Below are 24,826 nucleotides of genomic sequence, written 5' to 3'. Positions count from 1 at the left end.
ACGGGAAGCACCACGCGCTCCGCCGGACAGCTTGCGCGCCCTCTTGAATTTAGGGTAGGTAAACCTAAGTAAATCGAGCTCGACCCCGAAACGAGGAACGAACGTGGGCGTCACCCGACGACAGCTGCTGTGGGCCGGTGCCGGCGTGGGGGCGGCCGGCGTGCTAGCCGCCTGCAGCAGCGGCACGGGCAGTTCCAGGGACGCCGCCCCCTCCGGCGGCGCCTCCCAACAGCCCCGCGCGGGCGGCACCTTGAAGGTCGGTGCGCTCGGAAAGGCCTCGGCCATCACCCGCGACCCACACGGCACCCAGGCCAACGAGAGCGACTACCTCATCATCAGCCTGCTCTACGACACGCTCGCGATACCCGGGGACACGGCCAACACCGCTCCGCGTCTGGCCGCCTCCTGGAAGCCCTCGGAGGACCTGAAGACCTGGCGCTTCACCCTCGCCGACGGCGCCGTCTTCCACGACGGCACCCCGGTCACGGCCGACGACGTCGTCTGGTCGCTGAAGCGGCTGCGCAACACCCCGGCCGGCAAGAGCCGCCTGCCCGGTATCCAGCCCGAGGGCATCTCGGCCGAGGACGCCAAGACCGTCGTGCTGGTCTCCGACTACCCCAACGCCGACCTGCCGCTGCTGACCCGCCTGACCACCTTCGTCCTCAAGAAGGACACCAAGGACGACGCCGTCGCCGGCGCCCCGGGCACCGGCCCCTTCAAGCTCGACTGGTACCGCGACGGCAACGCCCGCCTGGTGCGCAACGACAAGTGGTACGGCGGCAAGGTCCTCCTGGACGCCGTCGAGGTGCGCCTCTTCGAAAGCCCCCAGGCCATGGCCAACGCCCTGCTCGCCGGACAGATCGACGTCGCCTCCAACGTCGGCGCCGTCGCCGCGCGCACCGCCGAGGCCCGCAAGGACGTCCGGATCGTCCGCCGCCCCAACGACATGGCGATGCCCATCGTCATGCGCACCGCCGACGGTCCGTTCGCCGACGTCCGGGTGCGCGAGGCGCTCAGGCTCGCCGTCGACCGCGACGCCATGGTCAAGCAGGTCCTCTCCGGCTACGGCAGCGTCGCCAACGACATCCTCGGCACCGGCGACCCGGCCTTCGCCAAGGACATCCCGCAGCGCACCCGCGACCTGGCCAAGGCCAAACAGCTGCTCGCCGACGCCGGCTTCGACACCTCGAAGACCTACGACCTGATCACCACCGAGGACATCGCCGGCCTGGCGGAGTCCGCGACGCTGTTCGCCACCCAGGCCCGAGAGGCCGGGGTGAAGATCAACGTGGTGAAGCAGGACTCCAAGGTGTTCTGGGACGACACCTGGCTCAAGGGCACGCTCTACACCGGCTACTGGGGGACCAACGACTCGGTGGTCTTCTTCGCCTCCAAGACGATGCTCTCGGACGCGGGCCAGAACGAGTCCGGCTGGAACGAGCCGAGCTTCGACGAGACGTACCGCAAGGCCATGGGCACCGCCGACGCCGCCGAGCGCGACAAGCTGCTCCACCAGCTCCAGGAGATCGAGTTCGCCAAGTCCGGCTACCTGCTGTGGGGAATGGCCGACGGCATCGACCTCGCCGGTGCGGCCGTCCGTGACCTGCCCAAGCTGCCCGGCTACGGCCGCGTCCAGCTTGAGAAGACCTGGCTGGCGCGTTGACCACCCTTCACCCGGTGGGCCCGCCGGCCTCCCGGAGCCTCCCGGCCCGCATCCTCCCCGGTGCGGGCCGGGTCGCCCGGCAGGCCGTCCGACGCCTGCTCATGCTCGTCGTCCTGCTCGCGGCCGTCTTCGCCGCCATCGAGCTCCTGCCGGGCGACGCTGCCGGCGCGAGCTCCGACCGGGGCGTCACCGCCGCCGACCTCGCCGCCAGGCGCACCGCCATGGGCCTCGACCGGCCGGTCGCCGAACGGTTCTGGGACTGGATGACCGGCCTGACCACCGGCGACCTCGGCACCACCGCCCGCGGACAGCACGTCACCGACGTCCTGGCCGGCCCCTTCCCCAACACCCTCCTGCTCGGCGGCCTCGCCCTCGCCCTCAGCACCGTCGGCGCCCTCGCCCTCGGCGGCTGGGCCACCCTGCGCCCAGGCGGGCGCGTCGACCGCGCGATCGACGCCCTGTCCACCGCGGCGTTCGCCCTGCCGGAGTTCGTCGTCTCCGTCGCCCTGCTCCTGCTGCTGTCCCAGTGGACCGGCTGGCTGCCCGCCGTCACCCTCACCGGCCCGGACGGCAGACCCGAGTCCTGGACCATGATCGTCCTGCCGCTGCTCTCCCTGGCCGTCCCGCAGATCGGCTGGAACACCCGCATCGTGCGCGGCGCACTCGCCGACCAGTCCGCCCTGCCACACGTCCAGGCGGCCGTCCTCGACGGCCTGCCCCGCCGACGGATCCTCAGCCACCACATGCTCCCCGGCGCCCTGCCCGCCATCGCCGTCGGCATCGCCACCTCCGCCGGCATGCTGCTGGGCGGCACCGTCGTCGTCGAGACCCTCTTCAACTACCCCGGCATCGGCGCCGTCCTGGCCGGAGCCATCACCGACCGCGACACCCCGCTCGTCGCCGGAGTCGTGGCCGCCGCCGGCGCCTCCATCAGCCTGCTCCTGCTGCTCGCCGACCTCGTCCGCACCACCACCCTCGGAGACGAGCGCCGATGACCACCACCGCCCCGACCCCCGTACGCACCGTCCGACGGAAGCGACGGGTCCTCCTGCGCGCGGCCCCCGCACTCCTGCTCGTCGTCCTCGCGCTCGCCGGACCGCTCCTGGCCCCGCACCCGATCGACACCCCTGTCACCTTCCCCTACGCAGAAGCGGGCGCAGACGCACCGCTCGGCGGCGACCAGCTCGGCCGCGACGTCCTCAGCCGCCTCCTGACCGGCGGCGCGCCCCTGATCGCCACCGCCCTGGCCATCGCCCTGATCGTCACCGCGGCCGCCACCGCCATCGGCATCCTCGCCGTGCTGCGCCCCACCCTCGGCCGGTGGATCGAACGCGCCGCGGACCTCACGATCCTGCTGCCCTCGGTCCTCGCCATCATGCTCATCGCCCTGGCCTGGCCCGGCGGCGGACGCCTCGCCGTCGCGGCCGCCGCCACGCTCCTCGGCGTCCCCTACGCCGTACGGATCGTCGCCGCCGCGGCCGCGCCCATCGCCACCGCCGGCTACGTCGAAGCCGCCGCGGCCGGCGGGGAGAACCTCTGGCACCTGACCGTCCACGAAGTCCTCCCCAACCTGCGCTCCACCGTCCTCGCCCTGTTCGGCCTGCGCTTCGTCGAAGGCGTCTACATCGTCTCCGTCGCCGCCTTCCTCCAACTCGGACCCCAACCCCCCGAAGCCGACTGGGCGTTGATGATCCGCGAGAACGCCGCCGGGATCACCCTCAACCCATGGGCCGTCGGCGCGCCCTGTTTCGCCATCGGTCTGCTCGCCATCAGCGTCAACCTCGCCGCCGAAGCCCTCGCCCCCGCCCGGCCCACCCCGGAGACCCCGCTGTGAGCACCACCACCCCCGCCGCCCAGGCCAAGGGACTGTCCATCACCCTCCAGGGCAGCACGCTCCTCGCCGACGCCACGCTCGACCTCGCACCGGGCCGCATCACCGCCATCACCGGCCCCTCCGGCGCCGGCAAGACCACTCTGCTGCGCGCCCTCGTCGGCTCCCTCCCGCCCGGCGCGCGCGTCACGGCGGGCAGCCTCACCGTCCTCGGCCACGACATCCTCACCCTCCCGCCAGAGGAACTGCGCCGACTGCGCCGCCACCGACTCGCCTTCGTCGGCCAGGACCCGGGCTCCGGGCTCAACCCCCGCATGCGCGTCGACCGGCTCATCACCGAGACCGCCGTCGACCGTCGCGGCGTCTCCGTACCGGACCTGCTGCGCGCCGTCCGGCTGCCGGTCGACGAAGGACTCGAACGACGCCGGACCGCGAACCTCTCCGGCGGACAGCAGCGGCGCGTCGCCCTCGCCCGAGCCCTCGCCCGACGGCCCGCGATCCTGTTCCTCGACGAACCCACCGCCGGCCTGGACGCCGCCCTGCGCGACGACATCGCCGACCTGCTGCGCGACCTCGCCGACTACGACGCCATCGCCATCGCCCTCACCAGCCACGACTCCGACTTCGTCGCCCGCTGCGCCGACGACGTCCTCGCGCTGCGGCCCGCCCGCCCGGTCGCGACCCCGAACACGCCCGCAACGCCCCCGGTACCCGGGCAGGCGTGCGTTCCCGCCGGTGCGAAGCACGTCGTCGAAGTGAAGGCACTCGATGCCCGGGTCGGCACCGGCCGGACCCGCCGGCAGGTCTTCGCCGGCCTCGACCTCTCCCTCCCCCCGGGCACTCTGACCGGGATCACGGGCCCCTCGGGGTGCGGCAAGACAACGCTGCTGCGCACCCTGGCCGGCCTCCACCGCCCCGAAGCCGGAAGCATCACCCTCGGCGGCGAACCCCTGGCCCCCTCCCACCAGCGGCGCACCCGCGACCAGCGCCGCCGCATCCAACTCGTCCCGCAGAACCCGCTCGGTGCCCTCAACCCGGCCCACACCGTCGGCGCCACACTCACGCGCCCGCTGAGGCTCCACTTCGCCCGGCCCGCCGACGGGTGCGGCACCCGCGTCGCCGAACTGCTCACCGCCGTCGGTCTCACCCCCGACCACGCCGCCCGGTATCCCCACCAACTCTCCGGTGGACAGCGCCAACGCATCTCCATCGCCCGCGCGCTGGCCGCCGAACCCGACGTCCTGCTCTGCGACGAGGTCACCTCCGCCCTCGACGCCGACACCGCCGACGGCATCATGGACCTCCTCCAGCGCCTGCGGGACGGCCGGGGCCTCGCGGTCGTCCTGGTCAGCCACGACCTGCCACTCGTGTCGGCCTACGCCGACACCGTCCTCCGCCTCACCAGTGCCGGAGAAGCCCTCCAGGCAAAGCACCACCCGGTCCCGAGCCCAGTGCCGAACTGAGCGAGCGCGGGCACCGCGTTCGGGGGCGAGGCCACGGACGGCACGGGCCTTCGACGGCCGTCTCCGCGCGACGCGTCAGCCGGCTGCCTCGGCAACCGGACCTGCCGTGGCGTCGGCGCCTTCGCGCGCCCTCGTCCAGGTCCGCCGCGGCCCGGCGGTCAGCGTCCAGCCGGCGCTCTCGCGGACCACCGGCCGCGGGCCGACTCCGCGGGCGGCCGTCGCGCACACACGACGGAGCAGAGAGTTGAGCTCGACGCGCTGCCCCTTCGTCAGCGACGCCAGCAGGTCCTCCTGCGTGGCCGACGCGTCGGCGTGGAGCACGTCCAGAGCGGACCGGCCCACCGTGGTGATCGTCAGCACCTCCTGCCGACCGCCGATGTGGACGACCATCGACCGCAGCAGCTCCGCAGCCACGAGGTCGTCCAGCGCCTGGTCCGCCTCGGCCGCGGGCGCCGTGACGCGGGCGATGAGGTCATGCCGACCGTGGGGTCCCAGTTGGGCCAGGGTCGACAGCAGGGCACGGTGGACCGAGGTCATCCCCCGGTGATCCAGCCGGTCCGCCAGCAGGCGCTCGGCAGCCCGGCCGGCCTCCGACAGGAGGTAGACGGTTTGCTCGAACGGGCTCGACGAGCCATTTCGTCCGTCGTACAAACCGTGTCCTCGTCATCGGGTGGGCTCGACGCCCCTTGGCGTCCAGCAAGCGAGCCGAGGCTCACCATACCCACGCACCCGACCATCGGTCTACATCGATGTCGTCCGAACGTCACCGCCCGACGACCGTCCGCGCGACCTCCTCCACGTACTCGTGAAGGCCGTAGGCGAGGCCCAGCGCCAGCAGGCCCGACACCACCACCACGGCGACCAGCCCGGCCGCGGCGGCACGCGGTCCGCGCCCATCCGGCCCGGTGGGCTCCGGCTCCAGCAGCGCCCGGACCCGCCGGGGCACCGGCCCCGTGCTGACGGACAGGAAGCCGTGACCGCGCCCTCCCGGCCCGGCCGAGCCGGCGAGCGCGGCGCGGGCGATGGCGGTCGCGGCGACCTTCCGGTCCCCCACCACCGCGGCAGCGGCTTCGTCCGCCCACCGCTCCAGGTGGAACTCCAGCGCGGCCCCCAGCTGCCGGAGCGCCGGATGCACGGCGGTAGCGAGGTCGGCGACGGAAGCGAGCACATGATGCCGTCCGCGGAGGTGAGCCCGCTCGTGCGCGAGCAGCACCGCGCGCTCGGACGGCGCGAGGGCCCTGAGCATGCCCTCCGTCACGACGACACGGCCGGCGCGCCCACGATGACGCGGCAGCGCGAAGGCCTCCGCCTCCTCACCCGGCACGACGAGCACATCGCCTTCGGCCGCCCCCTCGCCGGTCAGCTTCCACGCACGCGACAGCAGCACACGGTGCCGACGGACGGCCAGCGCCAGCCGCACCGCCTGGACGCCGAGAAGCACCCCGGCGGCGCAGGACACCGGCACCACCACCGGCCAGTTCGTGATCACCTGAGCGAAGCTCAGGTCCTCCAGCGTCGCGAGGAACGGCACGTGGAAGAGCCCGATCAGCGCCGCGGCCGTGCCACCGGCCAGCAGCACCGCCGCTCCGGTCAGGGCCAGGGAAGCCTCACGCGGCGGAAGGAGCCCCGCCAGGCGACGGGCCGCGGGTGCCGCGGCCCACGGAAGGACGACCGCGAGCGCCACGACCACCAGGAACGCCGTCACGCGTCGCCCTTCGAGGCGGTCTCGCTCCCGGCAGGAGCCACCCCGGCCTCCACCTCGATGAGGAGACGCCGCAGGACTTCGCCGTCGTCCGTGGACAACGAGGACACGAACCGCTTCAGCACCAGGTCCCGTTGCGGTTCCTTCTCCAGCTCCCGGCGCATGCGCCCGGCCGCCAGGCCCGCGGCATCCGAAACCGGCGCATAGGCGAAGGAACCCCCCGGCCGCGTACGGTCCACGGTCCCGTTCTCGTGCAGGCGGGCAAGGATCGTGGCCACGGTCGTCCGGGCGAGGTCCTGACTCAGCGCGCCCTTGACCTGCCTGGCGGTCATCGGCTCACCGGCCGCCCACAGCACCGCCATCACGTCCGCGACCAGTTCCCCGTGCGGACGCCTGGCCTCCCGGCTGCCGTTCGCCATCTCTCCCCCTGTCCCCGATGTCCTTGGCCGGCACACCCGAGCACCGACGGCCGTCGGCGACGAGGGCCGCTCGCGCCCGTGTGGCGAGAAGGGGTGCGGCCCGTGTGACTTAGGTGTGCCTCAGCTAAGTTTAGGGGCTCGCGATCTTTCGGGGGCCCAGCGGTCGACGGTGAGGTACGGGCCACCGTCGACCGGGCGGCCGTCGAGGGCGAGCGCGCGGGAGCCGGACGCCACCAGGAGTGATCCCGCGCCCAGCGGATTGACGGCCAGGAGGCTCGACGAGAGGGTCAGCGCGTTCAGCGCCCTTCCTCGGGAAACGAGTCGATCGGTCGGGTACGGGGTGGGGCGTCAGGCCGGCACCCGGGAACGATGCCGCTCGGCCCTGCCCAGCCACGCCACGGCCGCCACGATGACCACCGCGAGGACGAGGCTGACCGGCCCGGTGCCGAGGTCCAGGCCGCCGCGCTCGCGGCTGACCCCGGCCCAGTCCGCGAAGCAGGCGCCCAGCGGCCGGGTGAGGACGTAGGCCCACCAGAAGGTGAGCACCGGCGAGAGGTCGGACAGGCGGTGGGCGAGCGCCGGCAGGGCGATCAGGGCGGCGAACAGCAGCCCGGAGGGCAGGTAGCCCCAGCCCAGGGTGGCGGCGGTCAGGTCACCCACGGCGGTGCCGAGCGCGAAGGTGGCCATGACCGCGCACCAGTAGAAGACCTCCCGGCGCCCGCCCGCGACCGTCTCCACGGCGAGCGTTCCCTCGGTACGTCGCCACAGGGCGAACACCAGGGCCAGGGCCACGGCGAACGCCACCGCCGACCCCGCGTACGGCACTCCGAGGGCGATGTGCGCGACGTCGGCGGCCATGGTGCCGAACACGCTCACCATGACCACCGCGGCCCAGTACACGACCGGGACGTAGCGGCGGGTGCGGGCCTGTGCGAACAGTGCGGCGGCCAGCAGCAGGGCCGCCGAGCCGACGGCGGGCACCGGCCCGAGCACCCGGGCGAGATAGTCGGAGGTGGTCTCGCCCATGCCGGTGGTGAGGATCTTGACGATCCAGAACACGGCGGTGACCTGCGGAACCCTGCTCAGGACGGGCCCGGCGGCCCCGGCCCGGTGTCGACGGATCCCCGCGGGGACGATCGTGGCGCCCAAGACGACGGCGCTCCTTTCCGTGGGGCGCGGCCGGGGCCACGCCGGGGCGAGTGGGTCAGCCGCCCAGGACGGTGTTGGCGGTGATCGTGTCGGTGGTTCCGTCGACGGTCACCAGGTGCCGCACCCCGTCCGGGCCGAGGACCACTGCCTGCCAGGCGCGGCCACCGCCCTGCTCGGTGACCGGGGCCAGCGACTCGACCTTGCCGGCGGGCACCGCCGACGAGGCCTTGACCACCGCGTCGGCGGCGTCGGTCGACGGCAGCGGCGCCGGTGCGCCGTCCGTCCCCGGTCCCCGCTGCGCGCGACCGCCGTGACGGCCCTCACCGCCGTGACGGCCGCCCTGGTCGCCGTGACGGCCGCCCTGGTCGCCGTGACGACCGCCTTGGTCGTCGTGCCGCTCCCTCTCACCGGCGAGCTTGCGGTCGCCGTGGCCCTCGCCCTCGTGGTGGAGCGCCACCGCGGCGGCGCCACCGCCCAGCACGACCACCGCCGCACCGACCACGGCCCAGCGCCCGGACCGCCGGCGCACCCAGCGCCCGGCGATGCCCAGCCCCGTACGCCTCCGTCCCGCGGACTTCTGCGGCTCGAAGGGTTCCCCGGCCTCCATGGGCTCGCTCACGGCACCCACCCCGTTCCTCGACAGGCCCGGGCCGTTCCCCGGGCGGTACGGCCAGCATGTCCGGCGGTCGCTGAAGATCGGCTGAAGACCTGAAGGCACCTTCAGCTCCGCACTGTCACCCTGGTGGGTATGCGCGTACTGGTGGTGGAGGACGAACGCCGACTGGCCCTGGCGGTGCAGCACGGCCTGACCGCGGAGGGCTTCACCGTCGACGTCGCCCACGACGGGCTCTCCGGCCTGGCCAGGGCCATGGACCACGCCTACGACGTGATCGTCCTCGACATCATGCTGCCCGGCCTCAACGGCTACCGGGTGTGCTCGCGCCTGCGGGCCGCGGGCAGCGACGTCGGCATCCTCATGCTGACCGCCAAGGACGGCGAGTGGGACGAGGCCGAGGCCCTGGACACCGGCGCCGACGACTACCTGTCCAAGCCGTTCTCCTTCGTCGTCCTCGTCGCCCGCCTCAAGGCGCTCGCCCGGCGCATCGGCAGCCGCGCACCCCGCGAAACCGTCCTGGGAGACCTCGTCGTCGACTCCGCCGCCCGCACCTGCACCCGGGCCGGCACCGTGATCCCGCTCACCCCCCGCGAGTTCGCCATCCTCGACTACCTCGCCCGCCGCGCCGGTGAGGCCGTCTCCAAACGGGACATCCTCGACGCCGTCTGGAACAACGCCCTCGACAGCGACCCCAACACCGTCGAGGTCCACGTCAGCGCTCTGCGACGCAAGATCGACACCCCGTACGGGAGAGCGGCGGTGCAGACCGTCCGCGGCGCCGGATACCGGCTGGCGGCCGACGGTGGCTGACCGGACCGCCGCCCCCGTGAGCGCCCGCGTCCGCGCGGCCGGGCGCCGCCACCTCGCCCGGCACCCGCGCCTCGCCGCCCTCGTCGACCGGCTGACCCCGCGCTCGGTCCGCGCCCGCACCACCCTCGCCGCCTGCCTCAGCGTGGCCGTCGTCCTCGCCGTCGCCTCGGCCGCCGTCGTCCTGCTGCTGCGCGCCAACCTGGTGCGCACCGTCGAGACCGGCGCCCACGAACAGGCCCAGGCCGTCGCCCGCCTCGCCGGCGAAGGACGCCTCACCAACCCCCTCCCCCTCGACCACGGCACCGACTTCATCCAGGTCGTCGACGCCGACGGCCACGTCGTCGCCGCCAGCCAGAACCTCGCCGGCCACCCCGCCATCGCCCCCGGGAACCGACGGGCCGGTCACGACACCTTCGACCTCGGCGCCCTGGGCGACCAACACCACCAGCGCGTCACCACGCTCACCGCCGACACCCCGACCGGCCCCGTCACCGTCCACGTCGGCGCCTCGCTGCGCACCGCCGACACCGCCGAGGACCTCGCCACCGCCGCCCTCGCCGCCCTGAGCGGACTCCTGCTGCTCACCGTCGGAGCCCTCACCTGGCGCGCCACCGGCCGGGCGCTGCGCCCCGTCGAGGCCATCCGCGCGGAGGTGGCCGCCATCGGCGACCGCGACCTGGACCGCCGCGTCCCCGGCCCCCGCAGCGACGACGAGATCGCCCGCCTCGCCGACACCATGAACGCCATGCTCGAACGCCTCGAAGCCGCCGGGGCCCGCCAGCGCCGCTTCATCGCCGACGCCTCCCACGAACTGCGCAGCCCCCTCGCCGTGCTGCGCACCCAGCTCGAAGTCGCCCTCACCCACCCCGACCCCGAGGTCCGCAACGACCTGGTCAGCGGCGCCCTGCAGGACACCGAACGGCTCCAGGCCCTCGCCACCGACCTGCTCCTGCTCGCCCGCCTCGACGCCACCGGCCACGACTGGCCGCACGAACCCGTCGACCTCGCCGACCTCGTCCGCAGCACGGTCGCGGCCCGCGGCAGCGAGCCCCACCCGGTCACCGTCCACGCGTCCACGCCGGTCACCGTCCACGGCAACCCGCTGTGGCTGGGCCGCCTGCTCACCAACCTGCTCGACAACGGCCAACGCCACGCCCGCCACCACGTCACCGTGCGCCTGCACGTCGACGGGGCCACCGGCCACGCCCTCCTGGACGTCTCCAACGACGGCCCCCCGATCGAACCGGCGGACCGCGAGAAGATCTTCGAACGTTTCACCCGCCTCGACGACGCCCGCAGCCGCGACGACGGCGGCACCGGCCTCGGCCTTCCGATCGCCCGCGACATCGCCGCCGTCCACGGAGGCACCCTCACCGTCCTCGACACCCCCGGCACGGCCACCTTCCGGACCCGGATCCCGCTCCCGGCCCGCCGCTCTGCGTTCTCCACCGGGGGACACAGAACGTGAACCACCGGCCGTTCGCGGACGAGGACCTCTGCCCCGCGGACCGGCCGGCCCCGGCGGTTCAGCGGTGTTCGGGGTTCTCGAAGTCGAAGCGGCAGCCCGCGTCCCACTCGGAGCGCTGGTTGCCGTGGGCCGGGATGCTGCCGGCGTCCTTCAACATGCGCGCCAGGTGGAGCTGGTTCCACGTCATGAAGGTGGTGTTGCGGTTGGTGAAGTCGTTCTCCGGCCCGCCCGACCCGGGGTCGAGGTACGACGGCCCCGGGCCCGCCTCCCCCACCCAACCCGCGTCAGCCTGAGGCGGGATGGTGTACCCGAGGTGCTGGAAGCTGTAGAGCACGTTCATCGCGCAGTGCTTGGCGCCGTCCTCGTTCCCGGTGATCAGACAGCCGCCGACCCGGCCGTAGTAGGCGTACTGGCCCTCGGAGTTGAGAATCGACGAGCAGGCGTACAGCCGCTCGATCACCCTCTTCATCACCGACGAGTTGTCTCCCAGCCAGATCGGCGGAACACTCTGGCACCCTACCTGACCAGCCACAAAATCCGGAGTGGTCCAACGCCCTCTCCTGCCCGAGCGTTCGCCCGCAGGCGATCGTCGTGCCGCCGCCTCCCAAGAGTCGCTTTACCCTGCCCGGCACTCTGTCCGCCCCAGGATCTCAGAGCCGGAATGCATCTTCCAATTCAGCTGCGCCCCGCTACCGCAGGCAACGCGATGTCTGCAACGCCCTCGCGGGGTTGATCCAGAACAGCACCCTCCTCAAAGCCACCCTGGAGGCCATCCCGGGTCCCGAGGGCCGGGCGCGGGCGCCCGCGCACTAAGCCCGCCCACGTCATCGCAGACGAGGGCTACACCTCCCGCAGAACCCGCGCCTACCTGCGCCGGCACGGCATCCCGCACACCATCCCCGAACGCACTGACCAAGTCCCGAACCACCTCAACCGAGGCACGCGCGGCGGTCGCCCGCCCGGCTTCGACCGCCGCACCCATCGGGCGCCGCAACGTCGTCGAATGCGCCTTCAACCAGCTGAAGCAAGGCGCGGAAGACGGGCTCAGGTGGCCGGACCGGAGTTCCGGCGACCACGAATCAGGCATTTCCCTCCGCCTCGGTGGGGCTGTCGGCGGCGATGGACGACTCGTCGGCGCGCCACGCCGCAGCCGTCAGAGCGGTGGTGCCCATCGCCGCGAAGCCCGCGAGCGCGTAGAGGGTCAGGATGACGACCGCGCACCAGAAGTAGCCGACATCGGCCCAGGAGACATCGTCGGAGCCGAAGACCGCGAGCAGGCCGTAGACGAGCGTCGCGAGGACGGCGAACAACAGCAGCAGCCCCGCAGACAGGGCCGGCAGGACGGCGGGCAGGACACCGAGCGCCGAGGTCATCTCCCGGTTGCCGGTGACGGTCAACGCGTATGCCGCCACCACGAGCAGCGAGCAGCCGACGGTGTAGTAGCCGTTGACGCCGCCCCATCGGAGCAGATCGTGCAGGTCGCCAACCGGCGCGCCGCCGAACATGGAGCGCACGTTGGCGACGAGCACACTGATGAAGAAGTACGTCCCTGCAAGCCACAGGGCCTGCAGGACGAGGACCGCCAGGGTCGTCAGGCTCGCGTAGAGCTTCCGGTGTCCCGGGATGCGGCCCAGGTGTCGAGCGCTGAAGCGGGCGGCGGCCACGACGGTGCGACCACCGGCCCGGGCCGCCCGGTAGCCCTCCCGCCCCGCCAAGTACCACATCCGCACCGCGATGAGGGTCGCGGTGACGGTGGCGGCCACGCTGCCGACGCCGAACCACGAGGTGAGGACGTCACTTACGACATCCCAGAACTGGGGAGCGCCGGGCAGGAGGCTGTCGTTGTCAGCGAGGGTCGTCACCTGGATCTCCACACATCGGTTCGGGGTCCGTCCGCAGACGGCCGGACCATCGACTTGCGGTCGGCCGGCCGCGGTCGGGGCGTTCACCGCGCGCCGGTGCGGCCCTTCGTCTCGGTACGGCAGCGGGGGACGGAATTCATCGGATCGCGCGGCGCGCGTGCCACGCGCCACCTGTACCGAGCAGGGCGGCACCGGCGACCGCGAAGGCCGCCGTCACCGCCGTGGACCAGTCTCCGTGGCCGGCCCCGCGAGCGAGCAGCCACCCCACTGCGGCACCGGCCCCGGCCAGACCGGCTATCTCGAAGACCGCTCCCGGCCGTCCCCCGTTCCCGCCACTCCAACGCCGGATGATCACCACGGGCAGCGAGACCGCGAGCGTGGCGAGCAGGGCGATGAACGGCCCCTGAACGTGCTCGGTCAGCGGAAGCCTGAACCCCAGCGTCTGCACCGCGGTAAGCGCCATGAGCAACCCCCCGATCACGGAGGTCTGCACGAGCGACAGGTACTGCTGGTGGCTCTGAAGGCGCTGCGTGGCCGACTCGGTCGCGATGCGGGCCGCTTCCTTGACGCGCTCGCGCTCGACACCGAAGGAGAAGGCGTCCTCCTCCAGGACGTCCGCCAGGCGCGTCGCGCACTCCGCGTCCGAGAACAGGAGGCCGGGACTCGGGTCCGCGGGCGTGCTCAACGCGGCTGTCATCGCGGCGGAATGGACCCCGATCGTACGGCCCATGGTACGCAGCTTCAGCTCCCTGTCGGCGGCGATCCCGTCCTCGAGCAACAACCGGTGTGCCCGCTCTGCCAGTTCCTCCCAGCGGACCAGCTCCCGCCGTGCGGCACGTCTGTGGTAGCCGCTCGCCGAGAGCAGCCGGTGACAGTCCAGGAGCAGGAGCTGCCCGTCCTCCCGCAACGCGGTCCTACGCCGCGTTAGGCCCGGGTTCGCGGCTCGACGGATCCCGTACTGGTCCCGGACGGCGGCGGCGTGCAACAGGTATCTGGTGACCGGCGTCATCGGGCTGCGGACGTCGAACCAGGACCATGCGTCCAGCGAGGCCTCGTCGGCATCAGTGGCCCTCGTGGTGGTGACGAACGTCCGATCCACGTGGTCCTCCCCGGCCCCTCGGGACATCACCTCCCGCATGGAGAGTTCGGCCGGCAGCGACAACCGTTCGGAGATCCGGTCGGTCCCGTCCGTCGCAGCACCCGGCACGATCCCGGCGAGTCGGCCTGCCACGACATCGAGGTCGAGGGCCGCGCCGGGACTCGCATCGGCGAGGGCGCGGTAGATCCGGACGCTGCCGATCAGCGGGTTCACACCCCCTTGCGCCGGTGGCGTGTAGGCACCGTCCCATGCCCGCTCCAGGTCGGCCCAGATCGTCGCCGTCTCCGCCATGCCGTGCGAGGCGCCGGCGTCCGGTGGCGCGAGCATCACGACCAGGCCCGCAATCCCGCCGAGCACGTACACCCGGGCCTCGAGGACGCCGGGCCCACTGCTCCGGCGACTACGCACGGGGTGGAAGCTCGAGGACGCCTCGATCGTGTGAGGCAGGACCATATCGCCGGTCGACGGAACCGGTCGGTCCATCCCGATCCTCCCGCACGCGGACCAGAGGGCGTCCAGCACGGTCCGGCCCGGGCCGGTGAGTTGCTGAACGTCCATGAAGTAGTGGAGTTGCAGAGCCTCCCGCGCGAAGCGGACCTCAGTGCTCATCCGTGTCGTCCTGCGAGCTCCCGCCCTCGTCGGCGTCCTCCAGCGTCCGGATCAGCACCCCGTGGGCTTCGAGGAGTTGTGGCGGCATGGGCTCGTTCTCCCCCTCGGCCATTGACCGGGGGGCCCGCCAGACGTCGACGAGGTCGGAGAGCCGCCCGGTCGCACGCCTGAGTGCCGTCGAATCGCCCGCTTCGGCACCGGTTTGGAGGGCCGCCAGGCACTCCCCCGCCCGGGACCACCCGCGGGTGGAGAGCCGCCACGTCGGCGCCTCGGACAACAGATCAACGGCCTGCCGACGGACTGCCCGGATGTCGTACGACATGCACCCCCCTCACCCACGCGATCCTGATCGCCCCACAGGATATGGCAACAACCGGCCTGTGACTGCCGACTACTGACGAACGCTAAGGTGTGCTCACTTGCCTGCCCGGGACGGGGTCGAGGACTCGGAGGCGCTCACGATGGACGTCTGGCCACGCCGGCACCGGTTCTCCGTGGAACGGGGGTGGGTGCTGTTCCGCAGGTACGCGGTGATCGCCGACGAAGCGCTCTTCGAGGAAGCCGTAGCGCTCTGCTCCACCCAGTTGGGCAGATGGCGAACGTCGCCGGATCCGGCGAGCAGCCCGGAGGTCGGCGTCCAATGGCTCCACCTCGCCGGAAGACTCCGGCAACTGCGCTACGAACTGCGGGGCCGTCTCAATGATCTCAGAATCGCGCACGATGCCCTGGAGGAGGCTCTCGGACTGACGGTCTCCCATCGGCAGAGGAGCCGCGCTGACCTGCAGTACCACCTCGCGCAGGTTCTCCTCCACAAGTACGATGCGTCGCTGACGTCCGACCTCACCGTGCCGGAGCGGCTGGCGCGCGAGTCCTTGGCCGTCCAGGTGCCGGATGACCAGAGCTACGGCCTCCATCTGCACCTCCACGCCGATGTGCGCCGCCGACAGGGCCTCCAGGCGGAGGATCCTGCGATCCTTCGGGATGCGGTGCGTCTCCTCCAGGGCGCGGCGGAAGCGACGGCGACGCTTCCCTCGTTCCACTGGCGGGCGCTGAACACCCTCGCCGTGGCGCGGATGCAGTTGTATCTCGCCACCGGTGACCGGGACGAGTTGCCGTCCGCTGTCGCTGACGCCAAGCGGGCGCTTGCATCGGCCTCCACCCAGATGCTGTCCACCGACAACAGGGTGCGGCTGTCCTCCACGCTCGGCGACATCGAACGGCTTCAGTACGAGGCGACCGGTGACCCCACACTCCTGCACCAAGCACTGCTCCACACGCGCGAGGCCATGGAGGCTGCATCCCCCGACACGGCCGCGTGGAGCACGGCCTTGTCCAACCACGCCAACGTCGTGACCCTCTCGGATCGCCCGGAGGACCTCCGTGCGGCAGAGCAGATCCTTCGGCAGGCCATCGCAAGGAGCAGTCTCCCGGGGATCCGCGCCCTCGCGTCGCACAACTGTGGTGTCGTCATGAGTCGTACCGCGGAGCTGACGGGGGACGGGGTGCTGATGGCGGAGGCCATCGGCCACCTGGAGGACGCGATCATGGTGGCCGATCCCAGCGACCTCCATCAGATCTCCTTCCGGCGGAACCTGGCCCATGCGTTGGTGAGGCTCTGGGTCATCACGTCCGATCCGGGGGCCCTCGACCGCGCGATCGACATCGTCGCCCACGCCCTCGTGGAGACTTCGCGAAGCGCCGTGCACCGCCACATGCTTCACAGCCTTCAGGCCTCCCTCCTGGTGGCGCGGTTTCGTGAGGGCCGGGATACGGACGATCTGGCCGCCGCATGCAGGGCCGCGCGCAGAGGGCTCGCGCTCGCTCCGTCCGGCCACGTGACGCGCCCCGCGTACCACACGCAGTACGGCGAGGCACTTCTGGGCTGGTCCGTTCACGGGAATCAGCCGGAGGCGGCGTCGGAGGCCTACCACCACATGCGGCAAGGCCTCGAAGGAGCTGAGGACTCGCCCGGCTGGGTGAAACGGGCGCTCTTCCTCGCCGACGCACTGATCTCCGGTGCATCTGACTCATCTCGCAAGGCCCGCAGAGCGCGCAAGGCGATGCGAGCCGAAGCACTGGACCTCTATCGGCGTGCCGCCACACACCGCTTCGGTTCACCAGCCGAGCGCTGGGCGGCGTCGTTCGCCTGGGCCCATCTGATGGCCGAGGAGCGGGACGTGGACGGCGCCCTCGAAGGCCTGAGTGCGGCGATCGAGGTATTGCCGCAGCTCGCCTGGCCGGGCCTGTCCAGAGAGGACCAGCTGCGTCCGCTGGGCGGCAAGTCCGAGGCCGTCTGCGATGCGGCGGCGTTGGCCATCCTGCTGGGGAAGCCCCAACGCGCGGTGGAGCTCCTCGAACAGGGCCGGGCGCAACTCCTGTCACACGCCCTCGACATGAACGCGGACCTCGAGGACGTCCGCGTGCTCGATCCCGCGCTCGCCGAAGACCTGGAGGGCGTCCGCCGTCAACTGACCGACAACGGCCCATTCATCTCTGACCGGCATCTTGCCGTGGGGGACGCCTTCGCCCACGCCGGCCGGCGGCGTGAGCTCCACCTGCGCTGGACGGACCTGGTCGAACGGGCCCGCCGCCTTCCGGGAATGGCCGGGTTCCTACGCCCGCCGTCGTTCGACGATCTGGTTCACGCGGGCGATCACGGACCTGTCGTCCTCTTCAACATCAGCGGCGTGCGCTGTGACGCGCTCATCCTGACGCAGGGGACCGTCGTCGTGGTGCCCCTTCCCGCGTTCGACCGCAAGAAGGCCGAGGCCCGGGCGGAGGCGCTGGCCGGGCTGTTGGAGGCGGCGGACTCCTCTGTCGACGGCGTCGAGGAACTGCGGGAGTACTTGGTCGATCTCCTGGGATGGCTCTGGCAGACCCTGATCCGGCCGGTGATGGACCGCCTCGGGAGCAGCGGGTCGCGTGACGGCCGTGCTCGCCGGCCGATGCGCCTGTGGCTCTGTCCGACGGACGTTCTCAACCGCTTGCCCCTCCATGCCGCCGGTCTACTTCCCGAGGACCCGTACGACGGCGAGTCCGCTCCCCCCGACCTGCTCGTGGACCGCGCCATCTGTTCCTACGTCCCGACCCTCCGGTCCCTGCTGTCCGCACGAGAGGGCGGCCCGAACCGGCCCGCTCGCGCTCCACGTATGCTGGCAATCGGCGTCGGCGGGCTCGAGAACGGCACGACCGGGCTGAGGGCCCTCACACACGTCTCCGGCGAGATCGACGCGGTCGTCGCGCGGTTCCCGAGTGCCACGCCATTGAGAGAGCAGGAAGCGACCCGGGAGGCGGTGCTGGCCGCGCTGCCCGCGCACGACTGGCTGCACTTCGCGGGTCACGGCAGTCAGGACGCCTCCATCCCCGACGGAACCCTCTACACCTGGGCCCCAGTCGGCGGCGACTACCTCAAGGTCACCGAGATCGCCGCCCTGCGTCTGCGTGCTGCGGAGCTCGCCTACCTGTCGGCGTGCCACACGCAGCGTGCCACCGTCGACCACCCCGACGAGCCGGTGACCCTCGCCGGGGCGCTTCGGCTGGTCGGCTTCCGGCACGTGATCGCCACCTACTGGAGCCTGCGCAGCAGACCCGCCCGGCAGGCGGCCGTCGCCTTCTACGACCACCTGCTCGCCAGACGGTCCTCCGACGCCCTGGCGCTCAGCTCCGACGACGCCGCAGCCGCCCTCCGGTCGGCTGTCCGACAACTCGTCCGCGACCGGCCGGAAGCACCAGAGATCTGGGCTGCACTGGTCCACGTCGGACCGTAGGCCCGCCGCCCACTCCCAGCTCGCTTGGCTCGCCACCACCACCGTCCTCACCATCGACGCCACCGACTCGGCCGAACTCCACCACCTGCTGCGCCGCCCCAACGACGGCGACCTCCGGGTCCGCGCCGTCCGGACCACCGACAACAGCGTCCGCGTAGCGGCCCCGACCTGCTCGCCCCGCCCCAGACCCCCTGGGCCTGACCGACTGACCGGCCCCGCCCCCGCTTCGCGGAGAACCGCTGACACTGCGCCTGACCTGCACTACGGTAGGCGGGCAGAGCGGGTCACGGAGGCGGGGGCAGCGCAGTGTTGATGTCCATGACGGCACACGTCAGCCCTGAGAGCGGCATGCCCGACCCCGAACCCTACGAACAGCGCCGCCGCCCCGGCTCACCCTCGGCCGCCGGGGGCGACCCGCACACCGCCGTCCTCCCGCCCGAGGCCGCGCGCGCCGCACAGACCGTCCAGGCCACCACCCCGGCACCCAACCTGCCGCCCCGCGCCGCCGGCCGGCTCATCGGCCGGGAGCGAGAGTCGCGCGCCGTCGCCGACGCCCTGGCCCACGGGGACGGCGGCGGACTGGTCACCCAGGCCACCACCCTGCACGGCCTCGGCGGCGTCGGGAAGACCAGCCTCGCCCTGCACCACGCCTACGCCCACGCCAGCCACTACCGGCTGATCTGGTGGCTCACCGCCGAGTCCCCCGAGCAACTCGCCGAGGCCTTCGCCGGGCTCGCCGTCCACCTCCACCCCTCCTGGGCCCTCACCGCCCCGCCCGGCCAGCAGGTCGAGTGGGCCATCGCCTGGCTGCACGCCCACGACCGCTGGCTGCTGGTCTACGACAACGCCGAGGATCCGGCAGACCTCACCCCCTACGTCGGCCGCCTGCTCGGCCGCGGGCACCAGTTGGTCACCAGCCGGCGGGCGAGCGGCTGGCACCCGGGGATCCGCCCGGTCCGCGTCGACGTCCTCGACGGCCCCGAGGCCGCCCAGCTGCTCTGTGGGACGGCCTACCACGGCTCGCCGGTCGGTCCGGCCGAACGGGACCAGGCCAGGGCGCTCGCCGACGAGCTCGGCCACCTGCCGATCGCCCTCGCCCAGGCCGGCGCCTACGTCCAGCAGACCGGCACCTCCTTCGCCGCGTACCGCGAACTGCTGCGTGACACCGGGCCGGTGGGGCCCGGTGCCGAGTCCACCGTCGCCCGGCTGTGGCGCACCACCCTGCGGACCGTCCAACACACCGCGCCCTTCGCCGTCGAGCTGCTGCGCACCCTGGCCTGGTACGCCCCCGAGGCACTGCCACGCGAGGTGCTCACCCCGTTCGGCTCGCGCCGGCCCGACGAGGTCGACCGGGCGCTGCGGCTCCTCGCCGACTACCACCTGATCACCCTCGGCGAGACCGTCACCGTGCACCGACTGCTCCAGGCGGTGCTGCGAGACGTCGACTTCCGGGGTCGCGCCGAGCAGCACCTGGCGCGGGCGGCGGCCCGACTCTGGCCGGACGCCCGTCCAGAGCTACGGCGGGCGCTGCTGCCGCACGTCCGGGAACTGGCCGACAACGGTCCAGCGCCGGAGCCGACCGCCGAGAGCATCGCCCTGTACGGGTTGGCGGCGGCCGAACTCACTGACCGGGCGCAACGGGTGTACACCGTCCGGCTGGTGGAGGCGATGGCGGACGGGCAGCGGCGGCTGCTCGGCGAGGATCACCCGGACACCCTCACCTCCTTCGGGCGGCTCGGCTGGCTGCAGGCCAAGACCGGCGACCCCGCCCGGGCCGTGGAGCTGTGCCGGGACGTCGTCGCCCGGCGCACCCGGGTCCAGGGTGCGGACCACCCCGCCACCCTCGCCGACCGGCACACGCTCGCCCAGGGCTACCGCCGGGCCGGCCAATACGCCCTGTCCGTAGAGGAGTTCCGGGGCGTCGTCGCCGACCGGGCACGGGTGCTGGGGCCGGACCACGCCGACACCCTGTACAGCCGGGCGAGTCTGGCGTACGCCCTGCAAGCCGCGGGGCAGCATCGGGAGTCCGTCGCCGAGTACGAGCGGCTGGTGGCGGACACGGAGCGGGTGCTCGGGCCGGACCACCCGACGGTGGTGACCCACAGCAGCGGCCTCGCCTTCGCGCAACTCGCGGCGGGACTGCACGGGTTGGCGATCGCCCGGTACGAACAGGTGGTCGCCGACCGCATCCGCCTGCTGGGCGCGGACCACCCGGACACCCTGAACAGCCGCCGTTGGCTGGCGGCCGCCCACGCCGACACGGACGACCACCTCGCGGCGATCGCCGCCTACCGGACCCTCGTCGCGGACTGCACCCGGGTGCAGGGGCCGGACCACCCTCAGACGCTCTACGCCCGCAAGCGACTGGCCTCGGCCCACCGCAAGTCCGGCCGCCCCGCCCTCGCCGTCGCCCAGTTCGAGGAGGTCGTCCCCTCCTACGGCCGAGTACTCGGCCCCGATCACCCGCACACCTTCAACGCGCGCAGCGGCCTGGCCCGCGCCCACCGGGAGGCGGGCACGCCCGTCGTCGCGGTCGAGCAGCACCGGGCCCTGGTCCGTGACCGCACCCGCGTCCAGGGCGAGGGCCACCCCGACACCCTGGAGGAGCGCAGCTTCCTGGGGTTCGCGCTACGCGTCGCGGGACTGCCCGCTCTCGAAGTCGAGGAGCTGGAGCGCCTGGTGGCCGACCGGGCCCGGCTCCAAGGCCCCGACCACCCCAACACCCTGGAGGAACGCTCCGGTCTCGCCCGCGCCCTGCACGCCGCCGGCCGCCCGCGCGAGGCACTCGCCCTCCGGGAGCGGCTGGCCGCCGACCGGCTTCGCGTCAACGGCCCCGAGCACTTCGAGACCTTCGACGCCCGGCTGCGGCTGGCCCGCTCCGTCGACGAGGCGGGCGAACACCGACGGGCGGCGGACCTGTGCGACCGGCTGGTCGCCGACCGGCAGCGGATCCTCGGCCCGGACCACCCGGACGTGCTCACCACCCGGTGGTGGCAGGCCTCGATCCACACCAACGCCTGCGAACACGGCGAGGCTTTGACGCTCTTCGAGGCGCTGCTCGCCGACCGTACCCGCCTCCAGGGGCCCGACCACCTGGCGGTGCTCAACACCCGCTGGTGGCTGGCAACCGCCCACCGGAACCTCGGCCGGCACCGCAAGGCGCTGGCACTGTACGAAGCGCTCGCGGCCGACCGTACTCGCCTCCAGGGGTCCGACCACCCCGATGTCCTCAGCACCCGCTTCTGGATCGGTCACAGCCATCAGGTGCTGGGCGACTACCGTCAGGCCTTGGACCTCTACGAAGCCCTGGTGACCGACCACGTCCGGATCAACGGGCCCGATCACCCCGGCAGCCTCAACGCCCGCTTCAACTGTCTGTCGGCCTGCCTGGGCGCCGGCCACCACCGGCAGGCCGTCGAGCTGGCCGAGTCCCTGGTGACCGACCGGATCCGCGTCCTGGGCGCCGACCACCCCGACTCCCTGACCGCCCGCCAATGGCTGGCCGCCGCCCACGGAGGCGCGGGCGACCACCACCGGTCGGCCGGCCTGCTCGAAGCGCTCATCACGGACCGCGCCCGAATCCAGGGCCCCGACCACTCCGACACGCTCTTCGCTCGACTCGCCCTCGCGCTCACCCATCGGAACGCCGACGACCATCGGCAGGCGGTGGCCCTGCTGGAGGAACTCGGTCACGACTTCGCACGAGCCCTGGGCCCCGACCATCCGAGCACCCTCGACGTCGGTGTCTGGCAGGCGTCCACCGGCCAGCTCGCCGGTGACCACCGCCGGGCCGCCGCGCTGATCGAGGAACTCGTCACCGATCACACCCGGGTGTTCGGGCCGGACCACCCGAGCACCCTGCGCTGCCGTCGCGAGCGTGCCTCGATCCGGCGGGCCTCCGGCGAACACCTGCGGGCCATCGCCGAGTTCGCCTCCCTGGTGGCCGATCACACCCGCGTCGACGGGCCGGACCACCAGCAGACACTGGAGATCCGCGAAGAGCTGGCACGGTCGCACTCCCAGGCGGGCGACCACCGCATCGCCGTGGAGTCGTTCCTGAGCCTGGTCGCCGACCGTATGAGGGTTCAGGGCGCCGACCACCGGGACACCCTCACCACCCGCTGGTGGCACGCCCTTGCCCAGGACAAGGCCGGGGAGCACGGCGTCGCGAGCGAGCTCTTCGGTGACCTGGCCGCCGACCACGCACGGGTCCTCGGCGCCGAGCACCCGGAGACCCTGCTCGCCCGGGAGTCCCAGGTCTCCTCCTGCCGATCAGCCGGCGACCTCCGGCGGGCGCTGCACCTGGGCGAGGCCCTGGTCGCCGACCGCGCCCGGATCCAGGGCCCCGACCACCCGGGCAGCCTCCACGCCCGCCTTCTCCTCTCCTTGGTACACCGGACCTCCGGCCGCCACCTGCTCGGCATCCGGCTCGACGAGGCCCTGGTGCACGACCGCACCCGGATCTTCGGCCCCGACCACCCGAGCGTACTCACCGCCCGGAGCATCGTCGCCACAGGCCGCAGGCTCGCCGGTCTCTACCGTCAGGCCGTCATCGACCGGGAACTGCTCGCGGCGGACTGCGTCCGCGTCCACGGGCCGGAGCACCCCGACAGCCTGCTCACCCGTTCCCTGCTGGCCCAGGACATCCGCGCGACCGGTGAACTCGACCGGGCCGCCGGCCTCTTCACCGAACTAATCGCTGCCCGGGCCCGGAGCCAGGGCCCCGACCACCCGGACACCCTCAATGACCGGTCCGAGCTCGCCTACACCCACCGGCTCGGCGGCCACCATCGCCAGGAGGCCGCCGAACGGCAGTCGCTCGTCTCCGAGCACATCCGCGTACACGGTCCCGGTCACCCCGCCACACTCGCCGCCCAGGAGCGCAGCGGCCACGCGCTGCGCCACGGATGGGACCACGACGGCGCGGACTCGCTCTACCGGTCCGTCCTCGCGGACCGCGACCGGATCCTGGGAGCCGGCCACCCGGACACCCTCCACGTCCGGGACAGCATCGCGCTCAACCTCTTCGAGGCGGGCCGCCACGCCGAGTCGGCCGGGTACTACGACGAGACGCTGGCCCTCGCCGTCGAGGCCCTCGGGCCCGATCACCCCTCAGTGCGGAAGCTCCGGCACGACCGCGCCACGGCCCTGATCCTCGACGGTCGCCCCGACGTCGCCGCCATCGAACTGTCCCCGATGACGCGCGACGCGGCCGAGCCGGTCGCGGTGGGCCTGCCGGACCGGATCCACGCCGGCTGCCTGCTCGCCTTCGCCCAGCACCTGAGTGGACAGCCGGAGACGGCCCTGGGCCTGGCCGGTGAGCTGGTCTCCGCCGCCGCCGAAGCCCTCGGCGACCCGGACGACGCGACGGTCACCGCCCGGCTCACCCAGGCACTCCTGCTGGCCGGTGGCCGCCACCCGCTGCGTGCCGTCGTGCGACTGGAGGAGCTGGCAGAAACCTGCGCCGAAAGCCGGGGACCGCGTAGCGCCCTCACCCTGGAGGTCCGGCAGGCCCTCGCCCACGCCCGGCTGTGCGCTGGGGACCCCGACGGCGCCGTCCGGGTGTACGAACGGATCATCGCCGACCGGATCCCGGCCGCGGAAACCGCACCCACCACCACGCTGCTGGCCGGCCATCGGGAGGCCGACGACCTCACCGTCAGCGTAGGCGCCGTCCGCCCCGGGCCCCTGCCGCTGTACCCCACCCTCGCCATCGACCTGGCCCAGGCGCTCGCCGCCGCCGGCCGCCGGGACGCCGCCCGGACGCTGCTGGAAGCAGTCCGCGTCGGCCGCGAGGCACTGATGGGCACCGGCCACCCGCTGACCGCCGAGGCCCGTAACGTACTGGCTCGGCTCACCGGCGGATTCCAGCCCGACCACCACCCGCAGCTCGCCCCGCGCGGGACCGCTCCCGCGCCCACCCCCGCGCTGCGCCCCCGGCGCTCACGCGGCGCGATGCACCGCGGGAGCGAGTCGGCGACGCGCCACCCCGCCTGGCAACCGCGCCTGACCCTCACCACCGATCCGGTCGTGGGCGCCACCACCCACCTGGAGCTGCGCCTCGAATCCGCCGACGCCTCCGCCGACCCGGCCGCCCTGCCGGACCTGCACCTGGTCGCCGCGGTGACCCCGGACGCGGCGCTCGACCCGCCCGTCACGGACTACTCCCCCGCCGACGGGCCCGCCCGGTTCGCGCTCACCCCGGCCGTGCCCGGGCCGCACACCGTCCGGATCACCGTCTTCGACCAGAGCCACGGCGCCGTCCTCCAGGACCTCTCCGCCGTCCTGGACGTCCCTGCCGTCATGGACCAGCTCGCTGTCCTGGACGAACCCTCCGCCACCGCACCCCAGGAGCAGGAGTAATCGAC

General features: G+C 72.9%; 16 protein-coding genes and 1 pseudogene. 8 read left to right on the top strand and 9 right to left on the bottom strand.

All coding sequences use genetic code 11. The features are described from left to right. Positions 1-103 precede the first annotated feature (103 nt). Genes ACGF0D_RS09725 through ACGF0D_RS09710 form a run of 4 tightly spaced genes read left to right on the top strand, consistent with a single transcriptional unit; the run spans position 104 to position 4,957 of the window. Positions 104-1,663, top strand: coding sequence for an ABC transporter substrate-binding protein (locus ACGF0D_RS09725; protein ID WP_392914535.1), 1,560 nt, complete (start codon positions 104-106; stop codon positions 1,661-1,663). Beyond that, entirely contained in the window at positions 1,660-2,658 is a 999-nt protein-coding gene (locus tag ACGF0D_RS09720; protein WP_392914534.1) for an ABC transporter permease, read from the top strand. The genes ACGF0D_RS09725 and ACGF0D_RS09720 overlap by 4 nt, the downstream gene beginning before the upstream one ends. Next, positions 2,655-3,497: an ABC transporter permease gene (locus tag ACGF0D_RS09715; RefSeq protein ID WP_392880669.1), complete on the top strand. Its 843-nt coding sequence runs from the start codon at positions 2,655-2,657 to the stop codon at positions 3,495-3,497. Before ACGF0D_RS09720 ends, ACGF0D_RS09715 begins: the two co-directional genes overlap by 4 nt. Beyond that, positions 3,494-4,957, top strand: coding sequence for an ABC transporter ATP-binding protein (locus ACGF0D_RS09710; RefSeq protein WP_392914533.1), 1,464 nt, complete (start codon positions 3,494-3,496; stop codon positions 4,955-4,957). The genes ACGF0D_RS09715 and ACGF0D_RS09710 overlap by 4 nt, the downstream gene beginning before the upstream one ends. 75 nt (positions 4,958-5,032) lie before the next feature. Here the strand turns inward: ACGF0D_RS09710 and ACGF0D_RS09705 are convergent, their stop codons facing one another. From ACGF0D_RS09705 to ACGF0D_RS09685, 5 genes are all read right to left on the bottom strand, one after another. Continuing rightward, positions 5,033-5,608 carry a hypothetical protein gene (locus tag ACGF0D_RS09705; RefSeq protein ID WP_392914532.1) on the bottom strand — a complete coding sequence of 192 codons (576 nt, stop codon included), beginning with the start codon at positions 5,606-5,608 and terminating at the stop codon, positions 5,033-5,035. A 112-nt stretch (positions 5,609-5,720) separates the two neighbouring features. Beyond that, positions 5,721-6,662: a M56 family metallopeptidase gene (locus tag ACGF0D_RS09700; RefSeq protein WP_392914531.1), complete on the bottom strand. Its 942-nt coding sequence runs from the start codon at positions 6,660-6,662 to the stop codon at positions 5,721-5,723. Further along, positions 6,659-7,078: a BlaI/MecI/CopY family transcriptional regulator gene (locus ACGF0D_RS09695; RefSeq protein WP_392914530.1), complete on the bottom strand. Its 420-nt coding sequence runs from the start codon at positions 7,076-7,078 to the stop codon at positions 6,659-6,661. Before ACGF0D_RS09695 ends, ACGF0D_RS09700 begins: the two co-directional genes overlap by 4 nt. Positions 7,079-7,426: 348 nt before the next feature. Then, a complete protein-coding gene (locus tag ACGF0D_RS09690; RefSeq protein WP_392914529.1) occupies positions 7,427-8,227 on the bottom strand; it encodes a hypothetical protein in 801 nt (266 codons plus the stop codon). A 55-nt stretch (positions 8,228-8,282) separates the two neighbouring features. Further along, positions 8,283-8,846, bottom strand: coding sequence for a hypothetical protein (locus ACGF0D_RS09685; protein ID WP_392914528.1), 564 nt, complete (start codon positions 8,844-8,846; stop codon positions 8,283-8,285). Positions 8,847-8,975: 129 nt separating this feature from the next. Between ACGF0D_RS09685 and ACGF0D_RS09680 the strand changes: the two genes are divergently transcribed. Both ACGF0D_RS09680 and ACGF0D_RS09675 read left to right on the top strand, forming a co-directional pair. Further along, positions 8,976-9,653 carry a response regulator transcription factor gene (locus ACGF0D_RS09680; protein WP_392914527.1) on the top strand — a complete coding sequence of 226 codons (678 nt, stop codon included), beginning with the start codon at positions 8,976-8,978 and terminating at the stop codon, positions 9,651-9,653. A gap of 16 nt (positions 9,654-9,669) precedes the next feature. Beyond that, positions 9,670-11,121, top strand: a complete 1,452-nt coding sequence (locus ACGF0D_RS09675) for a sensor histidine kinase (RefSeq protein ID WP_392914526.1) — start codon at positions 9,670-9,672, stop codon at positions 11,119-11,121. 58 nt (positions 11,122-11,179) lie between these two features. Here the strand turns inward: ACGF0D_RS09675 and ACGF0D_RS09670 are convergent. From ACGF0D_RS09670 to ACGF0D_RS09655, 4 genes and pseudogenes are all read right to left on the bottom strand, one after another. Beyond that, positions 11,180-11,620, bottom strand: a pseudogene (locus ACGF0D_RS09670) (flavodoxin family protein); the annotation flags it as partial. 580 nt (positions 11,621-12,200) lie between these two features. Beyond that, positions 12,201-12,983 (bottom strand): hypothetical protein, encoded by a 783-nt coding sequence (locus tag ACGF0D_RS09665; protein ID WP_392914525.1) that lies wholly within the window; start codon positions 12,981-12,983, stop codon positions 12,201-12,203. A 136-nt stretch (positions 12,984-13,119) separates the two neighbouring features. Further along, on the bottom strand, positions 13,120-14,691 hold the full coding sequence (locus tag ACGF0D_RS09660; RefSeq protein WP_392914524.1) for a CATRA conflict system CASPASE/TPR repeat-associated protein: 1,572 nt from the start codon (positions 14,689-14,691) through the stop codon (positions 13,120-13,122). Next, on the bottom strand, positions 14,681-15,013 hold the full coding sequence (locus ACGF0D_RS09655) for a CATRA system-associated protein (RefSeq protein WP_392914523.1): 333 nt from the start codon (positions 15,011-15,013) through the stop codon (positions 14,681-14,683). Before ACGF0D_RS09655 ends, ACGF0D_RS09660 begins: the two co-directional genes overlap by 11 nt. Before the next feature lie 187 nt (positions 15,014-15,200). On the opposite strand from ACGF0D_RS09655, the gene ACGF0D_RS09650 reads away from it, so the two are divergent. Then, positions 15,201-18,458 carry a CHAT domain-containing protein gene (locus tag ACGF0D_RS09650; protein ID WP_392914522.1) on the top strand — a complete coding sequence of 1,086 codons (3,258 nt, stop codon included), beginning with the start codon at positions 15,201-15,203 and terminating at the stop codon, positions 18,456-18,458. Positions 18,459-18,806: 348 nt separating this feature from the next. Continuing rightward, complete coding sequence (locus ACGF0D_RS09645) at positions 18,807-24,821, top strand: tetratricopeptide repeat protein (RefSeq protein WP_392914521.1); 6,015 nt, start codon at positions 18,807-18,809, stop codon at positions 24,819-24,821. Positions 24,822-24,826 lie beyond the last annotated feature (5 nt).

The organism is Kitasatospora sp. NPDC048298 (genome assembly GCF_043201465.1).
Taxonomy (GTDB): Bacteria; Actinomycetota; Actinomycetes; order Streptomycetales; family Streptomycetaceae; genus Kitasatospora.
This window is presented reverse-complemented; position numbering and strand designations above follow the sequence as displayed.